We start from the raw sequence: 10,119 nt of genomic DNA, 5'->3' as shown, positions 1-10,119 counted from the left end.
TCTCAGGCGGCCTGACGGGCAGTGACGAACGCCGCCAGGGCGGCGACACTGCTGAAATGGTTGCGGGTGTCCTTGGCATCGGCGTCGATCTTGATGCCATAACGCTTCTGGATGGCCAGGCCGAGCTCGAGCGCATCAACCGAATCCAGGCCCAGGCCTTCGCCGAACAGGGTCTGTTCGTCGTCGATGTCCTGGACGCTGATGTCCTCCAGGCCCAGGGCGTCGATGATCAGTTGCTTGAGATCACGGTTGAGGTCTTGCTGTGGCGCGCTCATCGGCGGCGAGCTCCTTGATGTAGTAGTTGTGCAGGTAGTCGTTGAGCAGGCGGGAAGCTTTGGGTGCAGGGCCCAGCGCTGCGTAGGCGTCGGGATGCACGTCCGGGCCCACCGAAAGGGTGAAGTGCACACGCCTGCCAGGGATGCGGTACCAGGGTTCGTTCTTGGTCAGCGTGGTTGGGCTGACCTTGATGGTGACTGGGGTGATGACGCTTGCACCGCGCAGGGCAATCGCAGCCGCGCCGCGGTGAAAGGCCGGCGGCTGGCCTGGCGAGGTGCGCGTGCCTTCCGGGAAAATCACCAAGGTCTGGCCCTGCTGCAGCGAGGCGACGGCGGCGTCGAGCATGTCCATGCTGCCATCGTTGCCGATGTATTGCGCCTCACTGACCGGCCCGCGTGTGAACGGGTTGTCGAACAGGCTCTGCTTCACGACGCAGTTGGCCTGGCGTACCAGGCCGATCAGGAACACCACGTCGATCAGGGAGGGGTGATTGGCAATGATCATCTGACCCGGCCGGCCCAGGCGCTCGGCCCCTTCGATTTCGTACGTCAGCACGCCCATGGCGCGCATGAACTGCACGAAGCGCCAGAACAACCAGCTGATGGTGCGCCGGGCCCGCTCGCGGTGGCGCACCCGGCCACCGGGCAGGCAGGCCAGCAGCGGAAACACGAACAGCCGCAGGGTCAGGCAGCCCATGCCAAACAGTATAAAGCTCGTCGCGGTGGCCAACAGGCGCCAGATGAAGGCATCGCCTGACCTGCTCACGGCTGTCGGTGCCAGTTCCATGTACGACGCTTCCCTGTGTGAGTGAAATCGGTGCGGCCGTTGAGCATGGCCTTGAGCCAGGCCAAGCCGTGAGGCAGCCCAGGCACTGCCGGTGATGCGGCGACCTGGCCGGGCGCTAGCTGCCATTGCTGGCCTGGGGTCAGCAACAGGCCGAGCGCATAGGCGAATGGGACGTCGTCTATCCAGGGGCCATAGGCCGGCGGCGGCTGTTCTTCGGTAACGATCAACAGCACGGCTGGGGCACCATCAGCCATGAGCGCTGCGGCTTCCACCACGCCCTGCTCGAAACCATCCCCCGCGGCGGCCAGTGCCGTCATCTCGCAGGTGGAACCGCGCAGGATCGACCACAGGCCGATGACCGCGTTGTGCACCGAGAGGCTGAACTGGGTAGGTGACAGCGGCTGCCCCGCAGCCAGTTCGCCCAGAATCGAAAACGTACGGGGTGTTTCACCGTGGCGTGACACGAAGACCAGCGGCAGCGGCGGCTGGCCCTCTGCCAATGGCCAGGCCACCGCGAACGCCATGCGCGCCATGTGGCTCAGCCGACGGCGTTGCATGGCCGGCAGAAAGGCCACGTCAGGCGCGCAGGCGTCAGCATCCGATGGCGAATTGCCACTGGCCCAGGCGTGCCAGTCGGCAGGCGCCGAAAGGCCCGGAGCCCATGCACGCCATTGGGTGATGTTGAAGGTGATCACGGTGGTTTTCTTCCCGCCCTGAGGGGCTTCCATGCCGAGCGAACGTGTCGGCGCCTGCCTGTCAGGGGTGGTGCGTTCATCGAGTGGCGCGCATTATCCCGGTGCGGCGGTGATGTAGCAATGGATTCGGATCCAAAGAGACAACGCCTTCAAGCGGATGTGGCGTGGTCCGATTGAATAGTTTCCTTTTTCCGACAGTCGGCACAGCGCCATGTCTGGTGCGCAGCCGCTGTAGCAGCGCTGGCCATGGGCACGGCGTCGCCACATACTCGGCAACTCGTCCCTATCCGGAGGTCAGTCATGCGACGCGTGGTGTTCAATCAGAAAGGCGGGGTGGGCAAATCCAGCATCGCCTGCAACCTGGCAGCGGTAAGCGCCCATGAAGGCTACCGAACCTTGCTGATCGACCTGGATGCACAGGCCAACTCGACCCAGTACCTCACCGGGCTGGTGGGCGAAGACATTCCCATGGGCATCGCCGATTTCTTCAAGCAGAGCCTGTCCAGTGGGCCCGGGGTGAAGAAGAATAAGGTCGATATCCACCTGACACCGTTCGAAAACCTGCATGTGGTCACCGCCACCTCGGAGTTGGCCGACCTGCAACCCAAGCTCGAAGCCAAGCACAAGATCAACAAGCTGCGTAAATTGCTCGACGTCTTGAGTGAAGATTACGAGCGGATTTACATCGACACCCCGCCGGCCCTCAACTTCTATGCCGTCTCGGCGCTCATCGCAGCGGACCGAGTGCTGATCCCGTTCGACTGCGACAGCTTCTCGCGTCAGGCCCTGTACGGGTTGCTGGCCGAGATCGAGGACATCAAGGAAGACCACAACGAACACCTGGTCGTCGAGGGCATCGTGGTGAACCAGTTCCAGCCCCGTGCCAGCCTGCCGCAGCAGATGCTGGACGCGCTACTGGCCGAAGGCTTGCCGGTGCTGCCGGTGTACCTGGGCAGTTCAGTGAAGATGCGGGAGTCGCATCACGCCAGCCTGCCCCTGATCCACCTCGACCCCCGTCACAAACTGACCCAGCAATTCGTGGCGCTGCATGATTTGCTGGGTGGGGATGAGTAGGTGCAGCTTGATCAGACGTCTGCACGAGGGGCTACGTATCCCCTATGAGTCGCTGCTTGCAGGTACCTGAGGTCAAACCCCCTGGCTGCGCAGCCACTCCAGCAGTGGCTGAAGGGGAAGTGCCCCTGCCTGGCGCGCGATCTCGCGGCCGTTGCGCATCAGTATGAGGCTCGGGATCGAGCGAATGCCCAGTTGCCCGGCCAGGGAGCGGTTGGCTTCGCTGTCGAGCTTGGCCAGGCGGCAGCGGCCAGTCAGTTGGCGGGCCGCTTGTTCGAAGACTGGCGCGAAGGCCTTGCAGGGGCCACACCAATCGGCCCAGACGTCGATCAGCAAGGGCAGGTCGCCTTTGACCTGGCTTGCATAGCTGCTCTCGGTCAGCACGAACGGCGCCTGGAGCACCACTTGCTGCTTGCAGCGGCCACACTTGGGCGCATCGCCCAGGCGGTCGGCGGGCAAGCGGTTCAGGCCGTTGCAGTGAGGGCAAGGGACAATTAGCGGATCGGTCATTGCATCTCCGTTGGCGTCTGTGGGCTTCAGGACGAGCAACTGATTTCCAAGTGCTTGCCCCAGGCAGGTGGCGGCGCTGCATAGGCCTGCATTCCGGCCTGTTCCTCGAACGGGCGGCTCAGCACCTCATGCAAACGCCTGACCTCAGTGTAGTCGCCTGCCTCGGCCGCTTCGATGGCGTTCTGCGCCAGATAGTTACGCAGCACATACAGCGGGTTCACGGCGTGCATGCGCTCACGCCGCCCGGCAGCATGGTTCGGTTCACGTTCGCAGCGCGCTTGATAGTCGACAGCCCAGGCATCGAAACCCGCCAGGTCGATGAAGGCGTCACGTACCGATTGCAGCGCGTCGGCCAGCGGTTGATCGCCCAGGCGGCGGAAGAACAGGTTGTAGTCCACACCACCGCTCTGCATGCGTTGCAGCAGACGCTCGACCAAGGCCATGTCTTCATCCTCGGCGGTAGTCAGGCCGAGCCGGCGACGCATCAGGTCCAGGTAATGGGCCTGGTAGAGGGGCAGGAACAGCGCCAGTGCCTGCTTGAGCGCTTCGACCTCGACCACCGTGGTCAAGGCCTGGGCCAGCGCGCTGAGGTTCCAATGGGCGATCGGTACCTGGTTGGCATAGCTGTAGCGGCCGCGGTCGTCGGAGTGGTTGCAGATGAAGTTGGCATCGAAGTCGTCAAGGAAAGCGAACGGGCCGAAGTCGAAGGTGATCCCCAGAATCGACATGTTGTCGGTGTTCATCACGCCGTGACAGAAACCGTACGCTTGCCAGCGTGCGATCAGCTCGGCATTGCGCTCGACGATGGTCTGGAACATGGCCAGGTAAGGCTGCTCGGCGTCTTTGCACTGCGGGTAGTGCTCATCGAGTACATGGTCGATCAGCACGCGCTGCTGCTCGGGCTGCTGGGTGTAGTAGAAGTATTCGAAATGGCCAAAGCGGATATGGCTCTGGGCAAGGCGGGTGAGCATGGCGGCGCTTTCCTGGGTTTCCCGCCACACCGGGGTGCTGGAGCCGATCACGCACAGGGCTCGGCTGCTGGGGATGCCCAGGGCATGCAAGGCTTCGCTGGCCAGAAACTCACGAATCGAGGAGCGCAGCACGGCACGGCCATCGCCCATGCGCGAGTAGGGGGTCTGGCCGGCGCCCTTGAGGTGCAGGTCCCAATGTTCACCGGCATTGTTGACCACCTCGGTCAGTAACAGGCCGCGGCCGTCACCCAGGCGCGGGTTGTAGCCGCCGAACTGATGGCCGGAATACACCATCGCTCGTGGATCGGCGCCTTCCCAGAGCTTGTGGCCACTGAACAGTTCGGCGAACAACGGCAGCTCGGCCTGGGCCGGGTCGAGGTCGAGCAGCGCCATGGCCGATGCACTGGCGACCACCAGGCGAGGGTCTGCGATCGGCTCGGGCAGTACCTGGGTAGAGAATGCGTCCCCCAGGCGGGCGAAGCGGTTGTCGAAGGTGAGCTGGTCGAGGGCTTTCACGGGGCTGCTCCTGAGTCGAGGTGGCAAGCGGCCGCTGCGTGGCCCTGTGCGGGCGAACCGGCCGTGAGCGAGGGCCGGGCCCTCGCGGGTTGAACGGGCGTCTCTGCCCTATGGAGTCCAATCACACCGGTTGAGTGCCATCGGATTTGGGCGAGTCCATCGGTATCAACTGTTGTTTGCCGGCTTTGGGGTCCATCAGGAACACCTCGACTTGGCGTACGGAGATCTTGATGTCGTGCGCCTTGAACTCCCGGTTGATGTAGCGATTGATCTCGTCCAGCGTCGGGTTGCGATCACCCAGGTCACGGACGTGCATGCGCAGTTCGTGGTCCAGTGAGCTTTCGCCGAATTGCAGGAAGTACACCAGAGGTTCCGGGTCCTTGAGCACCCGCGGGTTCTCATGCGCACCCTTGAGCAGCAGGTCGCGTACCAGGTCCAGGTCCGAGCCGTAGTCGATGCCCAGTTTCAGGGTCACGCGGGTAACGGTATCGGTGAGCGACCAGTTGATCAGTTGCCCGGTGATGAACGTCTTGTTGGGGACGATGATGTCCTTGCGGTCGAAGTCGGTGATGGTGGTGGCGCGGATGCGGATCTTGCTCACCGTGCCCGACAAGTTGCCGATGGTGATGGTGTCGCCGATACGCACCGGGCGTTCGAACAGGATCATGATGCCCGAAATGAAGTTGGCGAAGATTTCCTGCATGCCGAAACCCAGGCCTACCGACAGCGCGGCGACCAGCCACTGCAGCTTGTCCCAGCTGACCCCCAGGGTGGAGAGGGTACTGACGATGCCGACGCCGACGATGGTGTAGGACAGCAGCGTGGTGGTGGCGTAAGCACTGCCTTGGGCCAGATTAAGCCGCGACAGTACCAGCACCTCCAGCAGGCCGGGCAAGTTGCCGGCCAGGGCGAAGGTAATGCCCACGATCACCAGTGCGCCGAGCAGGTCACCGAGGCTGATGGGGACCATGCTCGCCGCAGCGCCCGTACCGCTGGTGTATTCGTACAACACGAAGTTGTTGAGGTAGGCGAATACCGAGAGCAGGTCCGACCATACCCAGTACAGGCCGGCGATGAAGCCACCGAGCAAGGCCAGGCGGATAAGGCGCAGGGACTGCTGATTGACCTGTTCGATGTCCAGCGTCGGTTCTTCGACGACGACTTCGCCATCGAGCCCTTCCTTGGCTGCAGCCCGCTTGCTGAGCGCGCGCTGGTAGGCCAGGCGTCGGGCGGCCACGGAAAGCCCGCGTACGAATGCCGCCTCGATCACCAGCCAGAACAGCAGCAGGTAGAGGGTGTAGATCAGGCGGTCGGTGAGTTTCAGCGCCGTGTAGTAGTAGCCGAAGCACACGGCGATGAACAGGGCGATGGGCAAGGCGGTGAAGGCCACGCCCACTGCTTTGCGAAACAGCGAGGTGTCGCGGTGGGCAGGGCTGCTCAGCAACAGGCGGCTGAGCAACCAGGCCATCAGTGCGTAGCAGGTCAGCACCACGCCAATCCCCAGCACGTCGTCGGCCAGCGCCGAGGGCTGGTGCTCGGCCACCGCCACCACCCCCACCAGTGCCAGCACCACAGTGCCCAGTCGCCGAACCCAGCCGCGCAAGAACTCCACTTGGGGCTTGTACCAGCGGAAGTGAATCTCGGCCACCCCGCCAGGCGAGAGGATGCGGTAGGCCGTATAGAACACCAGCCAGGCCTGGGCCAGTTGCCACAGTGCCGCGCCAAGGTTGGCGTTCTGCCCGCGGGCGTCGATCTGCAGGGCGTAGCTGCACAGCGCCAGGCCCAGGCTCACCGGCATCGCCAGCAGGATGTTGATCAGGATCGCCTGCGGGGTGTGCCACTGGCTGTCGCGACGGAAATGGCCGATGTCCTGGTGCACCTTGCCCAGGCGCTGGTACAGGTACTTGCGTCGCCACAGCAACGCGCCGATCACCAGCAACAGCGGCAGGAACAGCAATGGGCGCTGGCTCAACCCGTCAGCCAGCTCCTTGAGGCCCGAGCTCCACGGCAGGTCCGCCACCTGGTCGGCCAGGCGTTGCGGCACATAGGCCAGCCAGTCCCAGTCCAACGGCTTGTTGCTGGGTATCCAGAACATCTGCTCGTCCAGCGTGGTGCGCAGGCTTTGGGCAGTGCCCAGTAGCTGCTTCTGGTTCAGTTGCAGGGTAATGGATTCGTTGAGCAGCGCCGACAGCTCTCGGTTCAGGCGTTCGAGCAAGTCGCTGCGGGTGATGGCCACTTCCAGCAATGCCTTGCGCAATTGGGGGGTGACGGTTTCGGGGGGTTGTGCAGCCAGCAGTTTGTCCACGTAGCTGACCGGGCTGCTCATCTGCTCGCGCTGCTGATTGACTTCGAACTGGTACAGGCGCGTGTCGGCGATCTGGTCAGCCAGGTCACGGTCGAGCTTGAGGTGCGGCAGAGTCTGTTTCTGTTTGTACAGGATCTTGGACAGCAGCAGGCTGCCCTTGAGTACGCTGATCTGCTCGTCCAGCGCCTGATCGGCCTGGGTCAGGGTGTCGAGCTGCTGCTTGGTCCGCAGGTTCTGCTGGGTCAGTTCGTTGAGCCGGTCGGTGCTTCTGAGCAGGTAGTCGGACAGCTTGAGGTTGGCCGCGCTTTCGGTGGCCAGCAGGCTGCTGCCGCCGGCTTTCTGGGCTTCGATCGACTGCTGCGTGACGGTTTCCTGGGACTGGGCCAGGCGTTTATCGTTGATCAGGGTCTGCAGGTCCTGGATTTCCTGCTCCAGGCGTGCCGTGCGCTCGATCAGCAGGTCATGGCGGGCATTGCCCAGGTCTTGCAGCACGCTGTTGCCCGCCAGCTCCTGGCGGCGTAATTGGGTGAGGGCGTTGAGCGAGGCCAGTTCGGCGTTGAGCTGGTTGCGCAGGTCGGCACTGATAGGCTTGCCCGCATCCTTGCCGCTTTTGAGGATGCTGTTGATCTGCTGGGCCCGCGCCTGGCTGCTGCTGATCTCGGACTGAGCCCGTTCGGGACGGGTCTGCGAATTGATGATCAGGCTGTTGGCTTCGGACAGCGCCTTTTGCAGCTCGCCTTGCTGGGTGGTGCGTTCACTGAGCATCTGCTCGAGCTGCGGCACGCCAAGGCTGGCGTAGCGCTGGGCCACCGACTGCACCGAGCTCTGCTTGAGCCTTGCCAGCTCTTTCTGGCTGTCGCTGGTTTCCTTTGGCGCGCTGGCCAGCTGCTGCTTGAGGGCGGTCAGCTTGCGTTCGTTGTCTTCCTTGCTGGCCAGCAGGCTGAGGGTTTGCTCGAGCACTTGCTGCAGGGCCTTCTGATCGGCTTCGGGCAGCTTGCGCTCGGCGATCTTGTCCAGGCTTTCCTGGACGCTGGCGGTGGTGGGGGCTTCAGCGGCGGCGACCGCCAGGGGAAGGCAAAGGCACAGCCCGAGCAGGGCTGTGCGAAGGTGCAGGCGAAAGGACATAGGCAGACTACTTGTGGATCAGGCAGAAACGAAGTTTAGAGGAACAATCCTGGTCCTGGTCGCGATCCTTCGGGGAATCTGACGCCCACTTTCTGAATCTTGTTCCCGTCCATGGTCGCCACGGTCCAGATCGTGCCATGCCATTCGACCTGGTCGCCTACCACTGGCGCGCCTCCGACCTTCTGTCGGATGAACTGCGCCAGCGGCATGTGGGCATCCTGGCTGTCGACGTTGAGGCCGTAGAGCGACGCCACGGCGCCGAGCTCGGCATCGCCTTCGAGCACGAAGTCGCCGAAGAAGCGCAGGTCCAGGCCGCGTTGGGGCGCCTGGCTGAAGAGTTTGCCCAGTGCAGGCAGGTTGTGCTCATGCCCGATCACGCACAGCATGTCGTCCACTTCCAGCACGGTACTGCCCGAAGGGTGCAGCAGCTGTTCGCCACGGAACAGCGCGGCGATGCGCGTGCCCTCTGGCATCTTCAGCTCCCTGAGCGCCGCTCCAATGCACCACTTTTCGGCGCCCAGGCGGTAGACGAACATCTCCCATTCGCTGGTGATGTGCACTTCCAGTGCCGAGCGAGAGATGGGCGCCGGGTCTGGCGGCACCGTCACCTTGAGCAGTTTGGCCATCCAGGGCAGGCTGGTGCCCTGCACCAGCAGCGAAACCAGGACGATGAAGAACGCCAGGTTGAAGAACAGCTGGGCGTCCGGCAGGCCGGCCATCAGCGGGAATACCGCCAGGATGATGGGCACGGCGCCGCGCAGGCCTACCCAGGAAATGAAGGCTTTCTCGCGGTCGTGGAACGCCTTGAAGGGGAGCAGTGCGGCAACGACCGACAACGGGCGTGCGATCAGAATCATCCACAGGGCAAGGCCCAGTGCCGGCAGGGCGATAGGCAGCAGGTCGTGAGGCGTCACCAACAGGCCCAGCACCAGGAACATCCCGATCTGGGCCAGCCATGCCATGCCGTCGAGCATGTGCAAAATGCCGTGCCGGCTGCGGATCGGCTTGTTGCCCAGCACCAGCCCGCACAGGTAGACCGCAAGGAAACCACTGCCGTGCAAAGCGTTGGTCAGCGAGAAGACCACCAGCCCACCGGCCACGACCAGAATCGGGTAAAGGCCGCCTGCCAAGTTGATGCGGTTGACCAACTGCAGCATCACCCAGCCGCCGCCCAGCCCCAGCAACCCGCCGATGCCGAACTCGCGCAACAGGTGGCCCAGCAGGCTCCAGTGCAGCCCGGTCTGGCCACTGGCGATCATGTCGATGAGGGTCACGGTGAGGAACACCGCCATCGGGTCGTTGCTACCCGATTCGATTTCCAGTGTGGCGGTGACCCGTTCGTTCAGGCCTTTACCGCCCAGCAGTGAGAAGACCGCTGCGGCATCGGTGGAGCCCACGATGGCGCCAATCAGCAGGCCCTGGATCAGGCTCAGGTCGAACAACCAGGCCGCCACCATGCCGGTCAGCGCCGTGGTGATCATGACCCCGACCGTTGCCAGCGAAAGCGCCGGCCACAAGGCGACCCGGAAGCTTGCCACCCGCGTGCGCAAACCACCGTCGAGCAGGATCACGGCAAGCGCGAGGTTGCCCACCAGGTAGGCGGTTGGGTAGTTGTTGAAAATGATGCCACCCCCGTCCACGCCAGCGATCATGCCGACGGCCAGGATGATGACCAGAATCGGGATGCCAAGCCGCGACGACAGCGAACTGACCAGGATGCTTGCCCCCACCAGCAATGCGCCGATCAGGAACAGGCTATTGATGGTACTGGCATCCAAAGGCAGGTACTCCGGGACAACGAGGAGGGAAGACGTGATAGCGCGGATTCGGTGTTTGCTAGCAGGTCGCGTGCCAACCGATTCTA

The 10,119-nt window shown here is 63.5% G+C and carries 8 protein-coding genes; 1 reads left to right on the top strand and 7 read right to left on the bottom strand.

The genetic code is table 11. The features are described 5' to 3' along the window. Positions 1–2 precede the first annotated feature (2 nt). From B2Y33_RS00465 to B2Y33_RS00455, 3 genes are read right to left on the bottom strand one after another with little or no spacing between them, the layout of a single operon-like run. Positions 3–275, bottom strand: coding sequence for a phosphopantetheine-binding protein (locus B2Y33_RS00465; protein WP_023532784.1), 273 nt, complete (start codon positions 273–275; stop codon positions 3–5). Beyond that, positions 244–1,062, bottom strand: coding sequence for a lysophospholipid acyltransferase family protein (locus B2Y33_RS00460; RefSeq protein ID WP_027913538.1), 819 nt, complete (start codon positions 1,060–1,062; stop codon positions 244–246). The genes B2Y33_RS00465 and B2Y33_RS00460 overlap by 32 nt, the downstream gene beginning before the upstream one ends. After that, complete coding sequence (locus B2Y33_RS00455; protein ID WP_288632748.1) at positions 1,038–1,790, bottom strand: beta-ketoacyl synthase chain length factor; 753 nt, start codon at positions 1,788–1,790, stop codon at positions 1,038–1,040. Before B2Y33_RS00455 ends, B2Y33_RS00460 begins: the two co-directional genes overlap by 25 nt. A 267-nt stretch (positions 1,791–2,057) precedes the next feature. Here B2Y33_RS00455 and B2Y33_RS00450 point away from each other — a divergent pair, with 267 nt between their 5' ends. Further along, a complete protein-coding gene (locus tag B2Y33_RS00450) occupies positions 2,058–2,831 on the top strand; it encodes a ParA family protein (protein WP_028686670.1) in 774 nt (257 codons plus the stop codon). A gap of 72 nt (positions 2,832–2,903) precedes the next feature. On the opposite strand, the gene trxC is transcribed toward B2Y33_RS00450, so the two are convergent. The 4 genes from trxC to B2Y33_RS00430 all read right to left on the bottom strand — a co-directional run bounded on the left by trxC (position 2,904) and on the right by B2Y33_RS00430 (position 10,033). Continuing rightward, the gene (trxC, locus tag B2Y33_RS00445; RefSeq protein ID WP_027913541.1) at positions 2,904–3,338 is read right to left on the bottom strand and encodes a thioredoxin TrxC; all 435 of its coding nucleotides are present in this window, start codon (positions 3,336–3,338) and stop codon (positions 2,904–2,906) included. A 26-nt stretch (positions 3,339–3,364) separates the two neighbouring features. Continuing rightward, on the bottom strand, positions 3,365–4,825 hold the full coding sequence (gene selO, locus B2Y33_RS00440; protein WP_104926595.1) for a protein adenylyltransferase SelO: 1,461 nt from the start codon (positions 4,823–4,825) through the stop codon (positions 3,365–3,367). 121 nt (positions 4,826–4,946) lie between these two features. Beyond that, a complete protein-coding gene (gene mscK, locus B2Y33_RS00435; protein ID WP_104926594.1) occupies positions 4,947–8,255 on the bottom strand; it encodes a mechanosensitive channel MscK in 3,309 nt (1,102 codons plus the stop codon). Between the two features lie 35 nt (positions 8,256–8,290). Continuing rightward, positions 8,291–10,033, bottom strand: a complete 1,743-nt coding sequence (locus B2Y33_RS00430; protein ID WP_023532459.1) for a potassium/proton antiporter — start codon at positions 10,031–10,033, stop codon at positions 8,291–8,293. Positions 10,034–10,119: the final 86 nt, after the last annotated feature.

Source organism: Pseudomonas sp. UBA5666, assembly GCF_002420785.1.
In the GTDB taxonomy this organism is placed as follows: Bacteria; Pseudomonadota; Gammaproteobacteria; order Pseudomonadales; family Pseudomonadaceae; genus Aquipseudomonas; species Aquipseudomonas fulva.
The sequence above is the reverse complement of the archived record's forward strand: the minus strand, read 5'-3'. Positions and strand labels throughout refer to the sequence as shown.

Excerpts from the sequence above, each read along its gene's own strand:
- B2Y33_RS00465 (WP_023532784.1), bottom strand. The coding sequence starts at position 275 with ATGAGCGCGCCACAGCAAGACCTCAACCGTGATCTCAAGCAACTGATC.
- mscK (WP_104926594.1), bottom strand. The coding sequence starts at position 8,255 with ATGTCCTTTCGCCTGCACCTTCGCACAGCCCTGCTCGGGCTGTGCCTT.
- B2Y33_RS00450 (WP_028686670.1), top strand. The coding sequence starts at position 2,058 with ATGCGACGCGTGGTGTTCAATCAGAAAGGCGGGGTGGGCAAATCCAGC.
- B2Y33_RS00455 (WP_288632748.1), bottom strand. The coding sequence starts at position 1,790 with ATGGAAGCCCCTCAGGGCGGGAAGAAAACCACCGTGATCACCTTCAAC.
- trxC (WP_027913541.1), bottom strand. The coding sequence starts at position 3,338 with ATGACCGATCCGCTAATTGTCCCTTGCCCTCACTGCAACGGCCTGAAC.
- B2Y33_RS00460 (WP_027913538.1), bottom strand. The coding sequence starts at position 1,062 with ATGGAACTGGCACCGACAGCCGTGAGCAGGTCAGGCGATGCCTTCATC.